At 40.1% G+C, this 22,478-nt stretch carries 17 protein-coding genes and 2 pseudogenes; 12 read left to right on the top strand and 7 right to left on the bottom strand.

The features are described 5' to 3' along the window. The first annotated feature begins 111 nt into the window (after positions 1 to 111). The 9 genes from CIK86_RS03270 (at position 112) to CIK86_RS03230 (ending at position 9,330) form a co-directional block, all read left to right on the top strand. Positions 112 to 1,068, top strand: coding sequence for a MoxR family ATPase (locus tag CIK86_RS03270; RefSeq protein ID WP_011327654.1), 957 nt, complete (start codon positions 112 to 114; stop codon positions 1,066 to 1,068). A 3-nt stretch (positions 1,069 to 1,071) separates the two neighbouring features. Then, entirely contained in the window at positions 1,072 to 2,016 is a 945-nt protein-coding gene (locus CIK86_RS03265) for a DUF58 domain-containing protein (RefSeq protein ID WP_086998270.1), read from the top strand. 2 nt (positions 2,017 to 2,018) lie between these two features. Then, entirely contained in the window at positions 2,019 to 2,453 is a 435-nt protein-coding gene (locus CIK86_RS03260; RefSeq protein WP_011327652.1) for a DUF4381 domain-containing protein, read from the top strand. Further along, the gene (locus CIK86_RS03255; protein WP_011327651.1) at positions 2,446 to 3,432 is read left to right on the top strand and encodes a VWA domain-containing protein; all 987 of its coding nucleotides are present in this window, start codon (positions 2,446 to 2,448) and stop codon (positions 3,430 to 3,432) included. The genes CIK86_RS03260 and CIK86_RS03255 overlap by 8 nt, the downstream gene beginning before the upstream one ends. After that, entirely contained in the window at positions 3,432 to 5,309 is a 1,878-nt protein-coding gene (locus CIK86_RS03250; protein ID WP_086998267.1) for a VWA domain-containing protein, read from the top strand. Before CIK86_RS03255 ends, CIK86_RS03250 begins: the two co-directional genes overlap by 1 nt. Then, positions 5,303 to 6,949 carry a BatD family protein gene (locus tag CIK86_RS03245; RefSeq protein WP_086998264.1) on the top strand — a complete coding sequence of 549 codons (1,647 nt, stop codon included), beginning with the start codon at positions 5,303 to 5,305 and terminating at the stop codon, positions 6,947 to 6,949. Before CIK86_RS03250 ends, CIK86_RS03245 begins: the two co-directional genes overlap by 7 nt. Positions 6,950 to 7,008: 59 nt before the next feature. Continuing rightward, on the top strand, positions 7,009 to 7,566 hold the full coding sequence (locus CIK86_RS03240; RefSeq protein ID WP_086998261.1) for a sigma-70 family RNA polymerase sigma factor: 558 nt from the start codon (positions 7,009 to 7,011) through the stop codon (positions 7,564 to 7,566). Next, positions 7,566 to 8,321, top strand: coding sequence for a DUF3379 domain-containing protein (locus CIK86_RS03235; RefSeq protein WP_011327647.1), 756 nt, complete (start codon positions 7,566 to 7,568; stop codon positions 8,319 to 8,321). The genes CIK86_RS03240 and CIK86_RS03235 overlap by 1 nt, the downstream gene beginning before the upstream one ends. Before the next feature lie 160 nt (positions 8,322 to 8,481). After that, a complete protein-coding gene (locus tag CIK86_RS03230) occupies positions 8,482 to 9,330 on the top strand; it encodes a Tim44-like domain-containing protein (protein WP_086998258.1) in 849 nt (282 codons plus the stop codon). A 272-nt stretch (positions 9,331 to 9,602) separates the two neighbouring features. On the opposite strand, the gene CIK86_RS03225 is transcribed toward CIK86_RS03230, so the two are convergent. The 4 genes from CIK86_RS03225 to CIK86_RS03210 form a co-directional block, all read right to left on the bottom strand. Beyond that, positions 9,603 to 10,796: an aromatic amino acid transaminase gene (locus CIK86_RS03225; RefSeq protein ID WP_011327645.1), complete on the bottom strand. Its 1,194-nt coding sequence runs from the start codon at positions 10,794 to 10,796 to the stop codon at positions 9,603 to 9,605. A 189-nt stretch (positions 10,797 to 10,985) separates the two neighbouring features. After that, positions 10,986 to 11,645: a GAF domain-containing protein gene (locus CIK86_RS03220; RefSeq protein ID WP_086998378.1), complete on the bottom strand. Its 660-nt coding sequence runs from the start codon at positions 11,643 to 11,645 to the stop codon at positions 10,986 to 10,988. A gap of 55 nt (positions 11,646 to 11,700) precedes the next feature. Then, the gene (locus tag CIK86_RS03215; RefSeq protein ID WP_086998255.1) at positions 11,701 to 13,350 is read right to left on the bottom strand and encodes a fused response regulator/phosphatase; all 1,650 of its coding nucleotides are present in this window, start codon (positions 13,348 to 13,350) and stop codon (positions 11,701 to 11,703) included. A gap of 264 nt (positions 13,351 to 13,614) precedes the next feature. Continuing rightward, the gene (locus CIK86_RS03210) at positions 13,615 to 13,920 is read right to left on the bottom strand and encodes an STAS domain-containing protein (protein ID WP_011327642.1); all 306 of its coding nucleotides are present in this window, start codon (positions 13,918 to 13,920) and stop codon (positions 13,615 to 13,617) included. Positions 13,921 to 14,050: 130 nt separating this feature from the next. On the opposite strand from CIK86_RS03210, the gene CIK86_RS03205 reads away from it, so the two are divergent. After that, complete coding sequence (locus tag CIK86_RS03205) at positions 14,051 to 14,380, top strand: translation initiation factor (RefSeq protein WP_011327641.1); 330 nt, start codon at positions 14,051 to 14,053, stop codon at positions 14,378 to 14,380. 15 nt (positions 14,381 to 14,395) lie between these two features. Here the strand turns inward: CIK86_RS03205 and CIK86_RS03200 are convergent. The 3 genes and pseudogenes from CIK86_RS03200 to CIK86_RS03190 all read right to left on the bottom strand — a co-directional run. After that, positions 14,396 to 16,740, bottom strand: a pseudogene (locus CIK86_RS03200) (EAL domain-containing protein); the annotation flags it as partial. Positions 16,741 to 16,771: 31 nt separating this feature from the next. Continuing rightward, positions 16,772 to 17,731, bottom strand: a complete 960-nt coding sequence (locus CIK86_RS03195) for an IS30 family transposase (RefSeq protein WP_096317083.1) — start codon at positions 17,729 to 17,731, stop codon at positions 16,772 to 16,774. 81 nt (positions 17,732 to 17,812) lie between these two features. Further along, a pseudogene (locus tag CIK86_RS03190) lies at positions 17,813 to 18,466 on the bottom strand (diguanylate phosphodiesterase); the annotation flags it as partial. Between the two features lie 439 nt (positions 18,467 to 18,905). Between CIK86_RS03190 and CIK86_RS03185 the strand changes: the two are divergent. Further along, the gene (locus CIK86_RS03185) at positions 18,906 to 20,066 is read left to right on the top strand and encodes a chorismate mutase (RefSeq protein WP_086997942.1); all 1,161 of its coding nucleotides are present in this window, start codon (positions 18,906 to 18,908) and stop codon (positions 20,064 to 20,066) included. Positions 20,067 to 20,339: 273 nt separating this feature from the next. Further along, positions 20,340 to 22,367 (top strand): BCCT family transporter, encoded by a 2,028-nt coding sequence (locus CIK86_RS03180; protein WP_086997940.1) that lies wholly within the window; start codon positions 20,340 to 20,342, stop codon positions 22,365 to 22,367. The last annotated feature ends 111 nt before the right edge of the window (positions 22,368 to 22,478 follow it).

Raw genomic sequence — 22,478 nt, 5'->3', positions numbered from 1 at the left:
AAATACAGTCTAACTCTTGAGTTATCCAATTTTAAACCTTATAACTAGGTCAGTATTTCGTACCCAAATAACTTTGGTATTATTCCAGCTGACGAGGACAGTCTATTTATTATGGCAGCTAACGCATTTTCACAATTAAAAACGTACTTAGATACACAAATTATTGGCCAGCCAGAGCTTACTCAAGCGCTACTTATTACCATTTTAGCTGACGGCCACTTATTAGTAGAAGGCCCTCCTGGCCTTGCAAAAACGCGCGCCGTAAACGCCTTAGCTAAAGGCATTGAAGGCTCGTTTCAGCGGGTGCAATTTACGCCCGACTTGCTCCCTGCCGATATTACTGGTACTGATATTTATCGTCAGCAAACCAGTGAGTTTGTATTTGAAAAAGGCCCACTGTTTCATAATCTTATTTTAGCTGATGAAATAAACCGTGCCCCAGCTAAAGTACAATCAGCTTTATTAGAAGCCATGGCAGAGCGCCAAGTAACTGTGGGTAAAAATACTTATCCGCTAAGTGAGCTATTTTTAGTAATGGCCACACAAAACCCGCTGGAGCAAGAAGGCACTTACCCGCTTCCTGAAGCGCAGCTTGACCGCTTTTTACTGCATTTGAGTATAGGTTACCCCGGCGCAGAGCACGAATTAGACATACTGCGTTTAACCCGAGGCGAAGCATTAAACGAGCAACCAGCAGTAATGCAAAAAATTAGTCAAAGCGATTTATTTGCCGCTCGTAAAGCTATTTTAGGCCTTTATTTAGCACCACCACTTGAGCAGTATTTAGTGCAGCTTATTATAGCTACCCGTGAAGGCGCTAAGTTAGATGCACAACTAGGTAGCTGGATTGAGTTTGGTGCCAGCCCACGTGCCACTATTGCCCTTGATAAATGTGCCCGTGCGCATGCTTGGTTGCAAGGCCGCGACTTTGTAGCGCCCGACGATATTCAGGCAGTAGTACATAATGTATTGCGCCACCGTATTATTTTAAGTTACGAAGCCCAAGCCGATGGCATTACTAAAGATCAGGTAATTAGCCGTATTGTTGAACTTGTAGCCGTACCGTAACTTATGCAAACACCATTAGATCCCCAAGCATGGCTTGCACAAAGCCATAGCCACGGTGTAAATTTAGCGCTTAAAGAGCTGATGTATTACAAAGCCAAAGCGCAATTGCTGGAGCTGGCTCCTAAAGTAAAAATTAAAAACACCTTAACCGGGCAATACCTTGCGCCGCATAAAGGCCGTGGTATGGAGTTTGCCGAAGTACGCCACTATCAACAAGGCGACGATATTCGCTCTATTGATTGGCGTGTAACTGCGCGCACTGGCGAAACACACACTAAGCTTTTTCAAGAAGAGAAAGAGCGCCCAGTGTTTATTTTTACTGATTTTTCAAACTCGATGCTATTTGGCTCGCAGTTGTTATTAAAATCGGTACAAGCCGCGCACATTAGCGCATTAGTTGCTTGGTCGGCCTGCCAACGTGGTGACCGTATTGGTGGCATTGTATTTAATCAGCACTCTCATTTAGAGCTCAAGCCCAGCGCCCGTGAAAAAGCGGTATTAAAGCTGTGTCATAATTTGTGTGATAGCCACCAGCAAGCCCTTAACGCAATTGACGAGCAAGCCACTAACAACTTTAGCGATAACTTAAAGCGCCTTAACCATTTGGCTAAACCCGGTAGTTTAGTGTATTTAATTTCTGACTTTAATGCCCTAGACGACGCCAGCTTTAAACAGCTCGAAATACTAAGCCGTCACTGCGAGCTAATTGGTTGCCACATAAGCGATCCATTTGAACATCAGTTACCGGCATTTAAACAAGCCGTTACAGTAAGCGCCAATGGCCAAGACTTTGCCCTACCACTTATGGATAGCAGTTTTAGAGCGCGCTTTGCTAAAAATGCCGAACAGGCATTTAGCACACGCTTTAATCGCTTAACTAAATCGGGTCTTAATTTAATATCATTCAATGCAGCCACACCGCTTGAGCTGCAATTAGTGAGAAAATAACCATGCAAACGTCTCCACTTGATGGCCTACACGACATAATAGCGCCAAGCCAAGTAAATTGGTGGCCACTTGCCCCTGCTTGGTGGGTTATTATTGCCGTTTTGTTATTGCTGCTAAGCGCCGCAATTTATATGGCTTATAAGCGTTATAAATTTAAACAACCAAAACGCTTCGCGGTTAATTTAAGCCAACAGCACACTGATCCTCAGCAATTACATATTATTTTAAAACGCTTAGTCATTGCCTATTACGATAAACGCCTTGCTACGCAATCTACCAAGCAGTGGTGTAATACGCTTAATACACTAACCGGATTAAGTTTTAGTGAACAAGAAATTCTCAGTGTTTATAATCTTGAGCAAAACAATAGCGCGCTAGAAAATAAGTTTCGCCAAGCAATTAAGCAATTTAAGTTAAAGGAAGTGGTTAATGTTTGAATTTAGCTGGCCATGGCTGTTTATATTACTCCCCCTGCCTTTATTACTATTATTACTAAAACCGGCTGTAAACAATGCACACACTCGACTGCGGATCCCAAGCTTTGCCAAACATAACTTAACCAGCCAAAGCGTTGAAGCTCATGCACGGCGCTTAACTCCGTTCGAGTGGGTTATATGGCTATTACTGGTAATAGCTGCGGCAAACCCTACTTGGTTAGATGATCCTATTTCAATGCCAAACGAAGGCCGCGATATAATGCTGGCGGTTGATTTATCAGGCTCTATGACCGAGCAAGACATGGCTTACAATGGCCAATATGTTGACCGCTTAACTATGGTTAAAGCGGTATTAACTGATTTTATAGAGCAGCGCCAAGGCGACAGGCTCGGCCTTATTTTATTTGGCGACACCGCCTTTTTACAAACCCCCCTTACGCGTGATGTAAAAACCGTAAGTAAAATGCTTTCTGAGGCACAAATTGGTTTAGTTGGCCGCGCCACTGCCATTGGCGATGCTTTAGGGTTGTCGGTAAAACGTTTTGCAAACAAAGATAAAAGCAATCGTATTGTGGTGCTGCTAACCGACGGGCAAAACACTGCGGGTAATTTAAAACCCGAAGAAGCCCTACTGCTTGCCCGCGATGCTGGTATAAAAGTGTATACCATTGGCGTTGGCTCAGATAATCCTCGTGGGTTTAGTTTATTTAATATGGGCGGTATGAGCGGCGACACTATAGATGAAGGGTTATTAAAACGCATAGCCGAGCAAACTGGCGGCTTGTACTTTAGAGCTAAAGATGTAGCCGGTTTACAGCAAATTTATGCCGAACTAGACAAATTAGAGCCCATTAGTGTAGATGAGCAAACCTTTCGCCCGCAAAGCTCATTATTTTACTTGCCGTTATTAATCGCTATTTTATTAATTAGCTTAAAAGTAATGTTAACAACCCTGCGCGCAATAAAGGAGCCTAACTAATGGATTTTGAATTTATTCGCCCTGCTATTTTGTGGTTACTCATACCCGCAGTTGGGTTATTTTTTGTTGCCTTAATTAAGGGCAAAAAAGCCAGCAATGAGCAGCTAATTGCACCGCATTTAGCACAGTTTATTATGAGCGACGCAAGCACTAAAACTAACCAGCCACTTTGGTTACTAGCGCTATTTTGCAGCTTAGGGATTATATTTAGTGCCGGCCCCAGCTTTGAAGAAAAACAAGTACCTGTGTTTCAAAGCAAAAATGCTCGCGTTATTGTTATGGACATGTCGTACTCTATGTACAGCACAGATATTTTACCAAATAGATTAATGCAGGCGCGTTTTAAAGCCCTCGATATGATTGATTTATTTAAAGAAGGTGACACAGCGCTCGTTGCCTATGCTGGCAGTGCTTATACCATTTCACCGCTAACCAACGACGCCACTACACTTGAAAACCTAATACCTAGCTTAAGCCCAGAAATAATGCCCGACAAAGGCTCTAATGTTTTAGCTGGCCTTGATATAGCAAAAGAGCTATTAGGACAAGCCGGTTACCTAGACGGCGATATTATTTTAATAACCGACGGCATTGATCAGCAAGAGCAAAGTGAGGTGAGCACCTTTACTAAAAACACCCAATACCGATTAAATATTTACGGTGTAGGCACCGCCCAAGGTGCGCCAATTAAACTACCCGAAGGCGGATTTTTAAAAGACCACTACGGGCAAATTGTAGTGCCGACTATTAATACCAGCCAGCTAAAAAGTTTAGCTACAAACAGCGGCGGTAAATTTGCTAGTTATCAGCCAAGTAGCGCCGACATTGCTGTTTTTGCACCTAGCGCTAATGGTGAGTTGTTAAAAGATGAAAAACAAAACCATGCGCTTTGGCGTATAGACGCCGGTATTTATGGCTTGTTACTGCTACTACCTTTAAGCCTTTATTTATTTAGACGTGCGGCTTTGCTGAGTGTGTTTTTAGTGTTTAGCTTTTTACCACAGCAAAATGCGTATGCCGTAGAGCTGCCCACAGTTTTAAAAAACACCGATCAGCGAGCGCTTGATGCTTATAACAATAAAGATTATGAGCAAGCAATAACAGCCCAATCGAGCCAATTAAAAGGCGCGGCGCTTTATCAGCAAGGGAACTTTGAGGCCGCGGTTAATCAATTTAGTGATGATAAATCGGCAACCGGTTTTTATAACTTTGGTAACGCACTTGCTAAAGCGGGCAAGCTAGAGGAAGCAATTAATGCTTATCAACAAGCTCAAGCATTACACCCTAACTTTACACAAGCCGCAGACAACCAAGCACTGGTTGAGCAATTACTGAATCAGCAGCAAGAGCAACAAAACCAAGGCGGTGACGAATCACAAGACGGGCAAAAAAGTGATGAGCAAAACCAACAGCAAAATTCTGATGAAGCCAAGCAAGATCAGCAACAAAATGATGAGCAAGGCGAAGCGCAAAGCGACAGTGAAAAAAACAGTGACGATAAATCGGATAAAGACTCTGAGCAAGCACAAGAGCAAGCTGATCAACAAAATAAACCTGACATGCAAGCTGAGCCGCAAAACGAGCAAAGTGAAAATCAACCAGCCGAACAGCCAAATGATAACGCTGAGCAACAAAGTGAGCCACAGGCTGCAAACGAACCTGTGCCCGACGAGCAACAACAAACTGCCGAGCAACAAGCGCAAGCAGTACAAGCCAGTGAGCTGACTAACGAAGAAAAAGAACAAGCACAGCAGCTTAATCAGTTACTGCGAAAAGTGCCCGACGATCCCGCTATTTTATTACGGAACAAAATGCAATTAGAAGCCCAAAAAAGACAATATCAACGTCGCCCCACAGGAGTAGAAAAGTCATGGTAATGCGATTATTTTGCTGTTTATTGCTATTAAGTGCGATGCCATTGATGGCTGCCACCAAACTCGAAGCCAGTGTAAATAAAAACCCGGTGTTAGCGGGTGAGTTTTTTATTCTTAATATTACAGTAGACGACACAATTAAAGATGAACAACCCGATACCTCAATGCTGTTAAAAAGCTTTGTGGTTGGCCCTACTAGCTTAAGTACTCGCACCAATATTATAAATGGCAGTATGAACAAGCAAACTACCTGGTCGGTTAAACTAATGACCCGCCGTGAAGGTGAATACACTATACCGTCGTTTACTGTTGCAGGGCTTAGCTCGCAGCCTATTACTTTAAAAGTAGCCAAGCGCGCAGCTGATGCCGATAAAAATAACGATATATTTTTAAAAACATCGCTCTCAAGTAAATCTTTGTTTGTACAAGAAGCCGGTGTTTATACGCTTAAACTTTATTTAGCCAAAGAGCTACTCGACGGCAGTTTAGGCACGCCTAGCATGGAAAATGCACAACTTAGCCAACTAGGTAAACAAACGGAAGATTATGAACTCGTTGACGGTAAACGTTACTTAGTAATTACCCGAGAGTATTTAATTCAGCCGCAAAAAAGTGGTGACTACACTATTGCCGGCCCAGCTTTTCAAGGCCGTGTGCAACAAAATTACCGCCAGTTAGAAGTATCGGCACTTGGCAATGATCAGCAAATAGAAATAAAGCCTATTCCAAGTAATTACAATGGCGCTTGGCTGCCTAGTGAGTTAGTAAGTTTAGATGAGCAATGGCAACCAGAGGATAATACTGTTGAGGTAGGCACTCCTATCACACGCACAATTACCTTAACGGCACTTGGTGTAACCAAAGAACAACTCCCCGAAATATCAATGCCCGATATTACAGGGATCCGTAGCTACCCAGATCAAAAAGAAAATAACAATGCGGTGCGTAATGGCCGTGTAGTATCGCAGCAAATTGCCTCTTATGCTTTGTTACCACAAACACCCGGCACTTATACGCTGCCCGAAATAAAACTGCCTTGGTACAACACTAAAATAAATCGTATTAGCTTTGCCACTTTACCAGAGCGCACTATTACTGTGATCCCTAGTAGCAATGCTGCTAATCCTGTGGTTATAAATGATTCGCAAAATACCAATAACCAAGCAGCAGGACAAAATAGTATAGATGCAACTAATCCGCTGCAAGTACAAAGCTCAACACCATTATGGTTAATAATTGTTGCTGCACTGGGCTATTTATTATGGATTGTGACTGCAATTTTTTATTGGTTAAGCCGTTCTACTCATAATGCGCATGTAGCAACTACAACTGACAAAACACACGCGCTGCCTAGTTTGAAAAACTTATTACATGCAGCAAATAAAAACGATGCAAAAATGTTTTATAGCGCATTAAATATATATGCAAAAACAGTAACTAAGCAAAATATGGGCGCTATTGATACTTTATGCCGTGCTATTAATGATGCAGAACTAACTAATAACGTGATGCAGTTACAAACACAATTATACAGTAATAAAAAAACAACCAGCGATCTTACAGCTATAGTTAAATTACTTAAAAAGTATCAGGCTCAAACATTAAAGTCGCAACAAGCTGTATTAAAAGACCTTTACCATTAAATTTTAATGCGTATAGGCCTTTTATTACATTAAATAATATTTAACTAAAAAAAGAACTTATGTTTGGAAATAAAAAATCGAATAATCAGGTCTTAATTGATATGGCACAAAAGCAAAAGCGCTACGAAGCCTTGGTTCATGTTTACCATAAAGAGCTTTACCGCTTTGCCTATTGGTTATGCCGTGATCCACATGTTGCCGATGACTTAGTACAAGAGACTTTTTTGCGTGCCTGGCGCTCGCTCGACTCTTTACTAGATCAAAAAGCAGCAAAGTCGTGGTTACTTACGATTTTACGTCGCGAAAACGCGCGACGATTTGAGCGCAAACAATTTGATTATAGCGATATAGAAGATGAATTATTGGTTGATGAAAGCAGCCACTCTTTAGACGATGAAATGGAGCAAACTGTTATTCAACGCCAAATTGCACTCTTGCCTGATGAATACAAAGAGCCGTTATTACTGCAAGTAGTAATGGGCTGCTCAGGCGAAGAAATTGCAAATATACTCGATTTAAATAAAAACACGGTAATGACACGTCTATACCGTGCTAGAAACCAACTTAAAGAGGCTTTAAGCCGTGATGATGAGCAACTTAAAGGGGCATCAAAATAATGGATGAGCTTGAGTTTCGTCGCCGCACTATTGCGCAGCCAAACGATATTGACAATGAGCTTACCGAGTTTGCTAAAGACAACTCAGAGCGACAACGGTTTATTAACGACATGAAAGATTTCGATAAATATTTACAAAGTGCAGCTAATGACGTTCCGGTACCTGAAAACCTAGCCGAGCGAATTCTTTTAAACACCTCTTTAAAAGAAAAAGCACAGCAACAAGCGCAAATACCGGCTAATAAAAACGTTATTGCATCGCGATCGCGCTTTAAGTTTGACCGAGTACATTTAGCCCTAGCCGCTTCGTTTGTTGTTACTATAAGTGCATTCTTTTTTAGTTCTGAGCAAAATACCTATGGCGCAGGTGAGCATGCTTTAGCCCACGTTTATCACGAAATAAATTCTCTCGATAAAACACAAGCAATTAGCCTGCAAAGCGTGAATGAAAAGCTCGCCTTACTTGGCGGACAATTAAGTGAGCTACCCGGTAAAATTACTTACGCTATGTTTTGTGACTTTAAAGGGGAGAAAGGCATACATTTAGTGTTTGAATCTGACTTTGGCCCTATGACGGTATTTATTGTGCCGACTAAAAATAAAGTGTTTGAAATGGGCTCTGATGACTTTCATGATGACAGATTTGAAGGCCATATTAATAGAGGCCAACAAGCCGATACCGTATTAATTGCCAGCTTAGGTGCGCCGGTGAATATGTATAATGAACGTGTTTCTGGCGCTATTCGCTGGCTGTAACCTTGTAGCTTCTCGCACCGCTTAGACCAGCTAAGTGGTGCGCTTAATATTTAATAATTTCACTCCTGCCCCTTAAATATTACCAACCAGCCAACTGATTTTTAAAGTAAATAATATTTCTATAGGTATAATCGACACTTTATTTTATTTAAGGATTTTCATGAAGAATTTTGTCGTTATTTTATCTTTGTTGGCCTTGCTAATGACTGCAAGCTTTGATGCACAAGCACGTAAAAAGTTTGGTAGTAGCAAACGTGGTAAAACTCCAGCTACGCAACAAACCGCACAAAAGCAACAAACAGATACCAAGGCAGTTGCGCCTGCGGCAAAGCCAGCATCTAATAAAAAAGGCATTATGGCGGGTGTATTTGGTGGACTGCTTGCTGGTGGCTTAATTGCTGCTATGTTAGGTGGTGATTTTGAAGGGTTTCAGTTGCTAGAGATGATTTTACTTGCGGGTGCAGCCTTTATAATATTTAAACTTGTTCGTGGCTTTATGCGCGCAAGGCAGTCGCCTCAACTGGCCAGTGCTGGCATGTCACAAAATGCATTTAAACAAGCACCTATTGAGCATGAACAAACAACAAGTACAGGATTTGCTAGTACTGCGCACGGCGACGATGTGCCTTTTAACTTACCGCCTGGCTTTGATACAAACGGCTTTTTACAAGGTGCTCGTGAGCATTACCACACACTACAAAATGCGTGGAACGAAGCTGATTATCACACTATGGCTGAGTATTTAAGCCCTGAATTAGTGGCCGAATTTAAAGCAGAGCGCGAAGCAATTACAAGCGTAGCTACTGAAGTGATGTTTATAGATGCAGAACTAGTACGCGCAGATACGCTGACTGACAAGTGGCAAGTAAGCGTACGCTTTAAAGGTAAGTATCGCGATTTAGCAGATAAACAAGAACAACCTATTTTAGAAATTTGGCATTTAGAGCGTTTAACGCTTACTGATGCACCTTGGCTGATTGTTGGCGTTGAAGATTTAATAGACGCATAGGCTCTAAATACGAGGCAAAAATAAACCGCACTAACCTAAGGTTGTGCGGTTTTTTAGTTAAATAATTTAACTAACCTGAGCTCCGGATAATAAACTTATCTCAAGCAGCTGTTTTCAGCGCTAACTGCGTTGAATTTACTTGCAATAGGCCAGCTATTGACGCGTAAATTCGCCTTGTTTTCACTGAAAACCTCTGGCTAGAGAAAATAAAATTAAATATAACGATGATTCAATATGTTAGTAAATCTCTTAACCAGAGTTCAGGTTAACTATTATGATTTACATACGTCGGCAACTGCATTTGCAAAGTATTCAATATTTGCATCACTCACGCCCGCTACGTTTACACGACTTGAGCCAACAATATAAATGCCGTACTCTTTTTGTAGGCGAGTAATTTGCTCTTTATTAATTCCTAAGAAAGAAAACATACCGTGCTGACGCTCAATAAACGAGAAGTCTTGCGCTATGTCTTTAGTCGCTAGTGTTTCTTTAATTTGTGTACGCAAACCATTTATACGGCTACGCATTTCATCAAGCTCTTGATGCCACATTTGCGTAAGCTCAGTGCTGCTTAAAATTGTATTTACAATGTCAGCACCATGCGCTGGCGGCATTGAATAAATACTACGTACAACACTAAGTAATACTGAGTTTGAAATATCAGCAGTTGCGCTGTCTTTTGCAATTAGTGAACACGCACCAATACGTTCGCGGTAAAGACCAAAGTTTTTAGAACATGAAGAACAAATAATTAACTCTTCAACTGCGTCAGCTAAAATACGTAAACCACGTGCATCTTCTTCTAGTGAAGAGCCAAAACCTTGGTATGCAATATCAACAAGCGGCGTAAAGCCCACTTCTTTTGCAAGCTCAGCAACTACCTTCCACTGTGCTTCGTTTAAATCCATACCACTTGGGTTATGACAACACGCATGTAGTAAAACCACATCGCCTTTAGGCACTTGCTTAAGTGTGTTGATCATCTCATCAAATAATAAGTCTTTATTTTCGTAATCGTAATAAGGGTATTCTTTTACTGTTAAGCCCGCTGCTTCAAATAAGCTAATATGATTAGCCCATGTTGGCGTAGTTACCCACACTGTTGCTTTTGGATTACAACGCATAATAAATTCAGCAGCAACACGTAATGCCCCAGTACCGCCTGGCGCTTGCGCCGTACGTACACGGTTAGCTAGTAATGTTTTGTGCTCACCTAATAGTAAGCTTTCCATTTTTTGACAGTAATCTAAATTACCCGCTAAACCAATATAAGATTTGCTGGTTTCATTTTCTAAACGAAACGCTTCTGCTTTTTTTACCGCTTTAAGTACCGGTGTATTGCCTAGCTCATCTTTATAGACACCCACACCTAAATCAATTTTATTAGGGTTAGTATCTTGCTTATAGGCCGCCATAAGGCCAAGAATAGGATCTGTGGGTAATGGTTTTAATACTGAGAACATTGACTATCTCTTATCATTATTTAGGGGGTTGGTGTGAGCTTAAGCTTATCATAAAAACACGCTAGGTTGACTAGTGTTATTGGTACAAAAAAGTGAGGAATTTTAATACAGCATGCCATTAATACAGTTAATGCCTTGTGCATGCAAAAAATCATTATTAAAAACCTCAACATAGTCTATTTTTGTTATTTAAACTAAAAATTGAGGAATTTTAATACAGCATGCAATTAGGACTGCGAGTACTTTTTCATCAAAAAAACCATTATGGAACGCCTCAGCATCAATAATTCCTACGCATTCACCACTCCTATTAAATAAAGGTAAGCACACCTCAGACTTAACCTTTGGGTCGCAAGTATAATACTCCCCTCCTTGGCTTAAGTATTGCTCAACATTATTAATAATACGGCCCGTTTTAGAGAGCGCAACTTGCACGTTGTTACTGCCCGCGGCAAAATCGGCTGTAAGCGGAAAAAGCGGCCTACTTGGCGCGCCATGATAAGCTAACTTTAAAAGCTGTTTACCCTGTGCAGTATCGTGAGTTTGATAAATACCATACCAATCAACCCCAGTTTGCTGCTGTATGTAGTTTACAATAGCCTGTAAGTTAGCAAGCTTAGTGTGCGTTTGCTCATTGTTAGTTACGTAAGTAGTTAACTTAAACGGTTCATCTTGCAGATAACCAAATAAACTACATGCTCCGCCCTCACCTAACTGTGGAATTTGATAATGCCAGCGAACTTCAGGCAAGCTAGTGCTTGCAAGTGCTTGTTCAAGCGCTGTTAGCTCTGCTGAAATTAAACGGGTGTCAGCACTGAGTTGTGCTTGTTGTAAATAGGAACTAATCATTTGGCCATCCATACTTCTATAGTGTGCAAATATTAGCATGGATTTTTTTACAGTGCTAGCTCAACTTATAACACATTTCAACTTGGTTCCCACTGCTGTTATAAGTCACTCTCTGTGCTATTTCGTCAAGCAGTGACAGCCCGCGACCAAACTCAGCTGCGTCATTAAATAGGGTATCTTGCTGGTGAGTGTACCCGCAGCCGCTGTCGCAAATAATAAAGTATAAGTTCAAGCTATCAGGGCAGTAACTTACATCTATAGAGAGTTTTGCATTACTAAGTTCTGCAAGTTTTTTTGCGCGCAATTTGTAATATTTAAAAAAGCCATCATCTTGAGTTTTTAATTGTGAGTCTAATTTAAGTACACCATGATCAAGCGCATTATTGTATGCCTCCGATAGGAGTAAAAATATATTCGCGCTATGTGCTTTTAAACCACTAATACTGCTGAGCATATTTACTAAATCATAAACCGGATCGGTGTTTTTTATTTGCTTCGAATCTAAACTCAATGACATATTAAACGCTAATTTAGAAAATGCCTCTCTGGGTTCCGGCTTTACACTTAGTGGTAAACAATTGAGTAACACTATGCTTATATCGTCTTGTTGTTTAGTACCATCAGCAAACTGACTTACGCTATTAACGATGTTTTCGCTGCTGATCATCGGGTTCATTTTTAAGGTTTCGATAAAGCGTTGTTCACTAAAAAAAACACCTTGTTTATTCGTTGTTTCAATTATGCCATCGGTTGCAAGTACAAGCCGTGTTTGCTCATTTACTTCAAAGTGAATAACCTCATGTTCAAACTCTTGATTGTTTAATATACCCAATGCCATATGTTGCGATTCGAGCGTTTTTTTAAGGTTACCTTGCTTATCTATTAAGTAAGTATCGGGAAGTCCGCCTAGCCATGCCGATATACTTTTACCAGATACACTTAGCTCTATAATAGTTGCAGCGCAAAACATATGTCCGGGCAGTAAATTGTATAATAATAAGTTTAATTCGCGGGCAATGTCGTGTAACGCCATACCTTTTTTAACCATAGTGTAAAACACACGCGATGCAGGTAAAGCGCCTATTGCCGCCGCTAAACCATGACCGGTAAAATCACCCAACATGCAATATAAATTACCTATAGGACTTTGCGCGACTAAAAACATATCGCCGTTAAACATGGTGGCAGGCGATAAATTAAAATCGAGGTGGGTTTTAAATTGATCTTGATTTTCGAGGGAGTTATTAAAAATATGCTCAATAATTTCATACTCTCGCTCACGCTGATTTTGATGCTCCTCAAGTAATATTTTTTGCTGGTTAGCCTTTTTACTTAATTCACGGGTTCTGCAGTGGGCTTTAATTTTGGCGTGTAAAATTACTTTTTCGAACGGTTTTTGAATAAAGTCATCACCGCCAACCGCTAAACAACGCTCAAAGCTGGCGTGATCATCCAGTGCCGTAATAAAAATAATAGGTAAATGAATATCGTTAAAGCGTTGTTTTATTATTTTTGCCGTTTCAAAGCCATCCATAATAGGCATTACTACATCAAGTAGCACAATATCAATTGGGGTTTGCGCGAGTATCTTTAGAGCGGCAACACCATTATACGCCAAAGAAACTGTATAGCCTTCTTGTGTTAATAGCCTTTGCAGTAATATTCGGTTAAGGGCTTGATCATCAACAACTAAAATATGCATCATAGGGCCTGTTTATCTTTCGAGGTTAAATTTGCAGCAGTATGTTTGGTATTTAGGCAAAGCAGAGCCTATGTAGTGTGGTTATTCCCCATAAATAGGCGATAACGCAGCATAAATGCCAAACATGCGCTGCCCTTTGGGTTCTTTCTAGGGACGATTAACTCTTTGTTGTTCGGTTTTTACTTAGCCCACTAGGTTACAAACCTCGCGCCGCGATTTAATCGCCCCTAGATAGAACAAATTTTAATCCTGAAAGGTCAACAGGCCCTAGTTAATATCAAACTTCTTATCAAACCGAGATATTTGTAATATTTTTTTTAATTGTGGTTGGCAGTTGCTGATCTCAAATTTATTGACCTGTGTATCTATGCTTTTTTGCATATTTAGCAGCATACCTAATGCTGAGCTGTCCATGTAATCGGTTTCCCTTAGGTCGATAATTACTTTAGTAATGCTTTTATCTATTTGCGCATACGCTTGGCGAAAAGATTGCACTAAATTAAAGTCAAACTTACCCTTTATATGTATTGTTAACGTAGCTGCATCGGCCGATATACTTTTAGTTAAACTCATATTATGTCCTATTAATATTCTTTGAATCAAATATAACTGTTTAAAACTAATTAGTAAAAATAAAAACATCAATACACAAATTTGCTATTATTTACGCCATTGTTTGATTCAATTTTTGTATAGGGTAATGATGAGCGATAGTCACTTAGTATATTCAACACAAACGGGGCGAATAGAGCAACCAAAACCAGAGAAAGAAGTTGCAGGTAAACTATTTAAAGACGGGTTTGTGCGTATTGAGCGCCAAACAAAAGGACGCAAAGGCAAAGGCGTTATGCTGGTAGTTGGAGTCGATCCTAAAGAGCATGATTTAAAAAAATTAGCTAAAACACTTAAAAGTAAAATGGGCCAAGGCGGCGCAGTAAAAGACGGTCTTATTGAAGTACAAGGTGATGATCGCGATAAACTAAAAGCTATTTTAGAAAGCTTAACCTTTAAAGTAAAAATTGCGGGTGGTTAAACCCGCAATTTAATTTTATTTTTCGTCCTTCGCCATTTGCTCCAATCGTTCAAAAAGCATGGGTAAATCGCGCTCTGCAATTGGCGGGCTAAAGTAATACCCTTGCACTATAAAGCAATTGTTATTTTTCAAAAACTCTACTTGCTCAACGGTTTCTACCCCTTCGGCAACCACATCGAGTTTTAGCTTTTGCGCCATGGCTATAATTGCCGCTGTTATTGCCATATCATTATTATCATCTGGAATATCTTTTATAAATGAGCGATCAATTTTAAGAATATCCACCGGAAAACGTTTCAAGTAACTTAATGAAGAGTAACCAGTACCAAAGTCATCTATAGAAATAGAAACCCCGAGTCCCTTTAATTCATGTAGTTGTGCTATAGCAGCTTCTACATTGCCCATCAGCATACTTTCGGTTAATTCTAAATGTAGGCTTTTAGCCGACACCTGTGTACTGGCTATTATTTTTTTCAGTGTAGGTAATAAGCTGGCATCTTTAAACTGTCTGGCCGATAAGTTAATCGAAATATTACTCGCTCTAACTTAACTGCAAAATTACATGCTTGGTGTAATACCCACTCTCCCAGTTCAACAATTAAACCGGTAGCCTCTGCAATAGGTATAAATTTAGTGGGTGCAATCGCCCCTTCTGTTGGATGAAACCAGCGTAACAATGCTTCGTAACCCATTACAAGCTGAGTGCGGCTATCAATCTGCGGCTGATAATAAACCGTGAGTTGTTTATCTTTTATAGCTTGGCGTAGCTCGTTTTCAATAAACAAGCGTTCATTTGCAGCAGTATTGAGCTCTTGGCTATAAAAATGAAAGGTGTTACGCCCTTTCGCTTTTGCTTCATACATGGCTAAGTCGGCATGCTTTAACAGTTGGTCTTCTTCTTGGCTGTCGTATGGCGCCATAGTAATGCCTATACTGGCACTAATAATAACTTCGTTACTGCCAAGTTGAATAGGCTCATTGAGGTTTTTTTGAATCGTATTTGCCACTTGAGTTGCATGCTCTTGATGCTCAATGCCACTGAGTAATATAGCAAACTCATCACCGCCTAAACGCGCAATAGTATCCTCGGCTCTTAGGCGTTGCTTTAATCTATTTGCAACTTCAACGAGTAATTGATCGCCTGCATTATGGCCTAAGGTATCGTTAATACGTTTAAATTCATCTAAATCAAAATAAAACAATGCAAAGGCATAATGCCCGCGTTCAGCGAGCGCCATCGATTTACGCAGCTGCATTCTAAAAAATGTTCGATTAGCAAGTCCTGTTAAAGTATCAAAATAAGCAAGCTGTTCCATTTTACGCTGGCTTTCTTTAACAAACGAAATATCCTGCGCAGAGGCTACGTAACTGGTAATTGTTCCGTCATCTTCGCGAATAGGTGAAATACTTAAAGAAACCCAAATAGGCGCTTTATTATTGCTTTCAATTAAGGTGTCGCCACGCCAACAATTACGACTGCGTAAATCAACATCTATATCATCAATTAATATAGCCATTTCGCTTGCAATAATGCTTAATAAAGGCGCTCGATTAAAATGTTCCTCTGAAAAGCTGGTCATTTCAAGCATTTTAGGGTTTACGTATTCAATGATAAAGTTTTTATCGGTGATCACCACACCAGTGCCAGAAAACGCCACGGCTTTGGATAGTCGCCTGGCTGCTTTTTCTGCAATTTCTTTTTCAATAATACGCTGGTTAAGCCCATCTATTAGCTTTCTAATTTCAATGGTCATGTCTTTAAATGAGCCGTTGAGAGTGCCTATTTCATCTTTGTTTTCTTTTGGAAATTCTATTTGTAACTGGCCTTGACCAAAGTTTGTAACGGCATAAACCAAAGAATGTATACGCCTAAGTACTAGCTGATAAAGTGCTTGATGTAAGAGCAAGGCGACTAAAATGGCATAGAGTATAAATAGCCCAAAAAACTTCATCTTTAAATCTTCTAACGCAGAGAATGTTGAAGAACGCTTTTTATATACCCCTACATACTAATCTAAGCCATCTACTTTATGAATATTAATAATATGCGCTTCATCATTTAATTTGAATGATGAAGCATATTCGGGCAGTTGCATTTTAATCGCATCATCTACAATTACTTGTAATGTGGGATCAATAAAGTCCTCAGGGAGTAGCTTTTTGCCTGCTTTACCATATTGTGCATAACTTGATTGGGTTAAAGTGGGGTGTGCTAATAACTGCCCTTGGCTGTCAAATACCACTAAGTGTTTTTCTTTGCCGCCAATTGGCAATTGCGAAATTAATGTTTTTAGCGCGATGTCGCTGCCAGTAACACCTAAAAGCTCACCCTATTTATAAATAGGAACCGTTAAACTAATAGCCCTTGAATTCAAGTATTAAGTGCAATCATTATGCAGCCACCAGAACTTCTGATTGCCCCGTAAATAATTCATGAGGGGTTTTATACCCTCTTGTTTTTCTTGGCCGATGGTTGAGCTTATCAACTGCCGCCTGTATCTCTGCTTCACTTAGCGCCATAAAGTCAGTTCCCTTGGGGAAGAAGCGTCTAAGTAAGCCGTTGGTATTCTCATTTATGCCCCGCTCCCATGATGAATAGGGATGAGCGAAATACACATCAGCTTCTAATGCTTGTGCAACATGCTCATGGTGAGCAAACTCTTTTCCATTATCTAACGTCACGGTAATAACCCTATCTTTATATGGTGTCATACACTTGATCAGCGCATCGGCTGTTATTTTCGCATGCTTGCTTTCAATTCTGTGAACGACTGTATATAACGTTTTACGTTCAACCATTGTGACAAGCGCATTTTTACGCCCTTTACCTATCACTGTATCGCCCTCCCAATCACCAATCCTAGACTTTGAATCCACAATACTTGGGCGTTCATCAATGCTGACTCGATTAACTATCTGTCCACGTTTATCATAGCTTCCATAGCGCTTTTTACATGCACGAGTGAGTGTCTTATGTAGCTTGCCACCACGAGCCTTGTCTCTGTAAATATATTGATAAATTGTTTCATGATGTAAAACGACCTGTTTCTCTAAAGCTAAGCGGCCTGCCACTTGCTCAGGGGAAAGTCCGTCATGCAACAATTTATTAATCCAGTGAGTGACGTCCTCTGTTAACTTACTTGCTTTGAAAGATGACTTACGTCTTTGTTCAGCAAAGTTATTGGCTTGGTTAGGCCGATAGCCTTTAAGTCCTTTATTGCGTTTTAGCTCTCTAGAAATAGATGACGGTGAACGAGTTAGTTCTTCAGCTATCTGCTTTTGGTTATTTCCTGCTTTTATTAACGCGTAAATCTGGTATCTTTCTTCTTGTGTCAGCTGTTTATATTTCATTAAAGCAATTTCCTTTGGCGAGAAAATGGCCGAATTATAACAGCTGGCCATCTAATCTGAGAAATTGCACTTATTATCCGAATTTAGGGCCCATTTATGCCATATATTATCGTAATAAACTTTAGACCAAACAGGCCTATGTTGAAGATTAGTAAGCGCCTTAGCGTAATTAAAGCGCGTACTTTGTGTAAATGTATAATTAGCTGGCGCATTTAAAGCCTCGTTAGGCGGCGCTATGCGAATAAAGTTATCTTTAGTAATGAGGTAAAAATTAAAAAAATCTTGAGTAAGTGTTGGCGATATGATTTTCCAGAGCGTTTCAGAGTCTGATATTAATTGTTTATAAAAAGGTGTATAGCTAGTTTGTGGGATAAATGCAGCCGAAAGCCCATCAGTAGAGACACTGCGTATCGTACCGTCATTATTTAATTGCAGTGTATTTACTTTATTACTTATTAACGATGACTGATCACTAAATAGCTGCTCACCCACGACTATATTTGCTTGCTGAGCAACTTTAATTTTAGTGTTTAGTAAGTTTTTGAATTGTTTTATAAGTAATTCGTTAGATTCTTTTAATACTTCATGCTCTTCAAAAACCAGTTGTTTTTCTTCAGATTTGAGCATTAACGCGGCCGCACACACTCCAGCAATTAAACATATTGCAGAAATCAACAATGACAACTTGACGCTAAGTGAGTTTATCCCGAAACGAGATGGGGGGCGTCGATACATCACAGGCGAGCCTTATTATTAATAATAATTATTATTTTAACCAGTAATAGAAATATACCAGATCCGAGATCATATTTATAAATTATTTGTAAATTATATATAAAAAGAAGGAGGACAATGCGAGTTTACGCATCAATAGCTGGCCTGTTGCAAGTAAATTCAATGCAATTAACGTTAGAAATAGCCACTAGAGATAGATTTATTATTCAAAGCTTAAGTTATTTAATAAAAGCGCTGTTGACATTAACAGTAACTCTCCATACATTATCAGCATGAACATTACTTACGCAGTTACTTTTTTTTCGTTTTTTAGCTTCTTTATATAGAAGAGGCTGAACTGTTTGTGAGATAAAATCAATCGAATAGCAAAGCCTCCCAACCGGGAGGCTTTTTTGTTTTTGCTGTATGAACAGCATACTTTTGGAATGAGGAAAGCCAAATGAGCAATGATGTACTAAATACACTTCGACACGATATAAATGAGATAGATTCTGATTTACTGGTTTTACTAGCCAAACGACGTCGTATTAGCCATGGTGTGGTGGAATATAAAATAGCGAACAATAAACCGATTCGTGATGAAGCCCGTGAATTAGCACTTCTAGAAAAGCTGATAGGTTATGGGAAATCGTTAGGATTAGACGCCTATTACGTAAATAATGTTTTTCAAACTATTTTAGAAGACTCTGTATTGCATCAACAAGCTATGCTGCAAAAAAACCTTAACCCGGATGCGTTAAGCGAAACCCATCGTGTTACGTATTTAGGTGGGCAAGGCTCATACAGCCAGTTGGCCTGTCATAAATACTTTAGCCGTCGCCCAGGTAAGTTAGTTGAAATAGGCTGTAGCTCATTTGACGAAATTACCGGTAAAGTAGAAAACGGCCAAGCCGATTTTGGTTTGCTGCCTATTGAAAACACCAGTTCAGGCAGTATCAACGAAGTATTTGATTTACTACAACATGCACAAGTGTCTATTGTTGGTGAAGTAACGCACAGTGTTGAACATTGTTTACTTGCCAACCCAGATACTGAGCTTAGCCAACTTACAAAAATATTTGCTCACCCGCAACCGTTTGCTCAATGTAGCCGCTTTTTACAAGGCCTTGGTGAGCTGCAACACGAAACCTGCGACTCAACTTCAAGTGCCCTGCAATCAGCACTAAATACGCCAAATAGTGCCGCTATTGGCTCTGCCCAAGCAGGTAAAAATGTAGGCCTAGAAGTGATTAAATCTAACTTAGCAAATCAAAGCGAAAACCACAGCCGCTTTATTGTTGTAGCCCGTAAGCCATTGCAGGTATCAAAGCAAATACCCACTAAAACCAGTTTAATTATGGCCACTAAACAGCAGGCTGGTTCACTTGCCGATGCATTAATGATTTTTAAACAACATAAAATTAATTTGGTTAAGTTAGAGTCTCGCCCTATGCCAGGTAACCCATGGGAAGAAGTATTTTACGTCGACTTAGAAGCAAACCTTGCCGACAGCCAAGTAAAAAATGCATTAGAGGAGCTAAAAGAATACACCCAGTATGTACGTATTTTAGGCTGCTATCAAAGCGAAACGCTCCAAGCTGTGAGTGTAAATACGCAATAGCGCGCAGCTTATAATGTAAAAAGGGCTTGATTCAGTAATGCTAGTCGTTTTTAGATAATTATTCGATCTTTCAGATATTTATCGGCTCTAAACTTTGTTAGAGCCGATTTTTATACCTGAACCTTCAAAAGAGATCATAAAACGAGCTAGTCAACAATGCTTAGTTAATGGAACTCAAACACACTTAGGTCAATTAAATTAGCCAAGCACACCCAGAATATAATAAGGTAGTTAAGCATACATTAAAGTTAGCAATAAATATTAAGGACTAATATGACAACAAAAGCTTTACGCTCAACTATTTTACTCCCCGTATTTTTGCCTGCCGTATTCATCATTCTCCTTTTAGTGATAGGTACGAGCAGTAACCCTGAACTTGCTGGTAAAGCATTCAGTATCGCCCTTACTTGGATAACAGAAACCTTTGGTTGGTTTTATATGTTATCTGTCGCTATATTTTTAGTATTTATAGTCTCTGTTGCCGCCTCTAGTTGGGGAAACATAAAACTAGGGCCCGATCACTCAGAGCCGCAATATAGCTTTGCAGAGTGGTTTGCTATGTTATTTTCTGCAGGCTACGGTGTTGCACTGCTCTACTTTGGTGTTGCTGAGCCTGTATTGCATTATGCATCTCCACCTTCGGGTGCGGCAGAAACAGTTAACGCTGCTAAACAAGCAATGCAAATTGCATTTTTCCATTGGGGATTTCATATATGGGCAATATACGGAATTGTAGGTTTAGTACTTGCCTACTTTGCTTTTCGTCATGGTTTGCCCCTATCAATTCGCTCAGCGTTATATCCTTTAATTGGCGATAGAATTTATGGCCCAATTGGTCACGCGGTCGATATATTTGCTATTTTAGGTACTCTATTTGGTATAGCCACGACCTTGGGGTTATCAGTAACGCAAATAAATGCGGGCCTACATTATTTATGGCCAAGCATTCCTATAAATACCACAGTGCAAATATCAGCCATTGCCATTATAACCGCAGCAGCAACCCTCTCTGTGGTAGCGGGTATGGATAAAGGCGTTAAGCGCTTATCTATTTTGAATATGACCTTGGCAATATCTTTAATGATGTTTGTATTTTTTATTGGTCCTAGCATTCATATTTTAGAATCTTTTTTACAAAATACTGGCAGTTACTTAAGCGGTATTGTTGAGCGTACCTTTAACTTGCAAGCTTATAGTCGCAGCGACTGGATAGGTAACTGGACCTTATTTATATTTGGCTGGACAATTGCCTGGGCACCTTTTGTGGGTATGTTTATCGCAAAAATTAGCCGTGGTCGCACCATCAGGCAATTTGTTGTTGGGGTAATGTTAGTGCCCACCATATTCACATTTTTATGGTTTTCGATATTTGGTGATACGGCTCTCAATTTAATCATGAATGAAGGCTTAGACACTTTAATTACTGATGTGCAAGCGAACCATGCCGTAGCACTATTTCAATTATTTGAAGTATTACCTTGGTCATTCTTTATTTCGCTATTAACGGTATTCTTAATTATCACCTTCTTTGTTACCTCGTCTGACTCTGGCTCACTCGTTATTGATTCATTAGCTTCAGGTGGTAATGCAAACACTCCTGCATGGCAGCGGGTATTTTGGGCGGTTCTTGAAGGTGCGGTTGCTGCAGCTTTATTACTGGCAGGCGGGCTCAGCGCACTGCAAACTATGACAATAGCCAGTGCATTACCCTTTGCTATTATTATGCTAATTGCCACTGTTGGCCTATGGCGTGCGCTTGTAATTGAAGGGCATCGCGATACCAGTTTACAAGCACATACTTTAAACGGCAGAAACTTAAATTTATCGCATTGGAAACGCCGTTTAGCAGCCATGATCGACTACCCAAACAAAAGCAAAGTACATAACTTTATTGACCAAGTAGTGACTAAAGCGATGAAAGAGGTGCAAGCCGAATTAAAATCTCGACAATGGCATGCTGAAGTAGTATTTGATGCCGACTTATGTCGCGCGCACTTAACTGTTTTACGCCATGAACATATGGACTTTGTATACGACATAAGGTTAACAGAGCATGCAATGCCTAGTTTTGTTCACTCTGAGCTAAAACCTGAAACAGATAACACTGAAACGTATTGTCGTGCAGAGGTATACTTACGCCGTGGTGGTTTGTCGTATGATATTTTTGGCTATAGCGAAGATGATATTGTGAAAGATATTCTCGACCAATTTGAAAACTATTTGCACTTTTTAGATAACAGCCCAGGCGAGCTTCCTTGGGATATGACTGAGCATGACGAAATGCTAAACACCGACAAATAATTTGCGCTAACCCAATTTAGCCCTTATCTGCATCACATAGTTAAGGGCTAAATAATCCATATCGGCCTCCTAGCCTAAGCTCCCTGTGTTTGGCCTTTTATTTTCCCTAAA

This window comes from Pseudoalteromonas sp. JB197 (genome assembly GCF_002332205.1).
Taxonomy (GTDB): domain Bacteria; phylum Pseudomonadota; class Gammaproteobacteria; order Enterobacterales; family Alteromonadaceae; genus Pseudoalteromonas; species Pseudoalteromonas nigrifaciens.
Note: the sequence above shows the minus strand (reverse complement) of the source record. Positions and strands in the feature narration are given on the sequence as shown.

What these genes read in the sequence shown, in the direction of transcription:
- CIK86_RS03250 (WP_086998267.1), top strand. Translation starts at nt 3,432, where the DNA reads ATGGATTTTGAATTTATTCGCCCTGCTATTTTGTGGTTACTCATACCC.
- CIK86_RS03195 (WP_096317083.1), bottom strand. Translation starts at nt 17,731, where the DNA reads ATGAAATATAAACAGCTGACACAAGAAGAAAGATACCAGATTTACGCG.
- CIK86_RS03205 (WP_011327641.1), top strand. Translation starts at nt 14,051, where the DNA reads ATGAGCGATAGTCACTTAGTATATTCAACACAAACGGGGCGAATAGAG.
- CIK86_RS03270 (WP_011327654.1), top strand. Translation starts at nt 112, where the DNA reads ATGGCAGCTAACGCATTTTCACAATTAAAAACGTACTTAGATACACAA.
- CIK86_RS03260 (WP_011327652.1), top strand. Translation starts at nt 2,019, where the DNA reads ATGCAAACGTCTCCACTTGATGGCCTACACGACATAATAGCGCCAAGC.
- CIK86_RS03180 (WP_086997940.1), top strand. Translation starts at nt 20,340, where the DNA reads ATGACAACAAAAGCTTTACGCTCAACTATTTTACTCCCCGTATTTTTG.
- CIK86_RS03220 (WP_086998378.1), bottom strand. Translation starts at nt 11,645, where the DNA reads ATGATTAGTTCCTATTTACAACAAGCACAACTCAGTGCTGACACCCGT.
- CIK86_RS03235 (WP_011327647.1), top strand. Translation starts at nt 7,566, where the DNA reads ATGGATGAGCTTGAGTTTCGTCGCCGCACTATTGCGCAGCCAAACGAT.
- CIK86_RS03215 (WP_086998255.1), bottom strand. Translation starts at nt 13,350, where the DNA reads ATGATGCATATTTTAGTTGTTGATGATCAAGCCCTTAACCGAATATTA.
- CIK86_RS03230 (WP_086998258.1), top strand. Translation starts at nt 8,482, where the DNA reads ATGAAGAATTTTGTCGTTATTTTATCTTTGTTGGCCTTGCTAATGACT.
- CIK86_RS03185 (WP_086997942.1), top strand. Translation starts at nt 18,906, where the DNA reads ATGAGCAATGATGTACTAAATACACTTCGACACGATATAAATGAGATA.
- CIK86_RS03240 (WP_086998261.1), top strand. Translation starts at nt 7,009, where the DNA reads ATGTTTGGAAATAAAAAATCGAATAATCAGGTCTTAATTGATATGGCA.
- CIK86_RS03210 (WP_011327642.1), bottom strand. Translation starts at nt 13,920, where the DNA reads ATGAGTTTAACTAAAAGTATATCGGCCGATGCAGCTACGTTAACAATA.
- CIK86_RS03225 (WP_011327645.1), bottom strand. Translation starts at nt 10,796, where the DNA reads ATGTTCTCAGTATTAAAACCATTACCCACAGATCCTATTCTTGGCCTT.
- CIK86_RS03265 (WP_086998270.1), top strand. Translation starts at nt 1,072, where the DNA reads ATGCAAACACCATTAGATCCCCAAGCATGGCTTGCACAAAGCCATAGC.
- CIK86_RS03245 (WP_086998264.1), top strand. Translation starts at nt 5,303, where the DNA reads ATGGTAATGCGATTATTTTGCTGTTTATTGCTATTAAGTGCGATGCCA.
- CIK86_RS03255 (WP_011327651.1), top strand. Translation starts at nt 2,446, where the DNA reads ATGTTTGAATTTAGCTGGCCATGGCTGTTTATATTACTCCCCCTGCCT.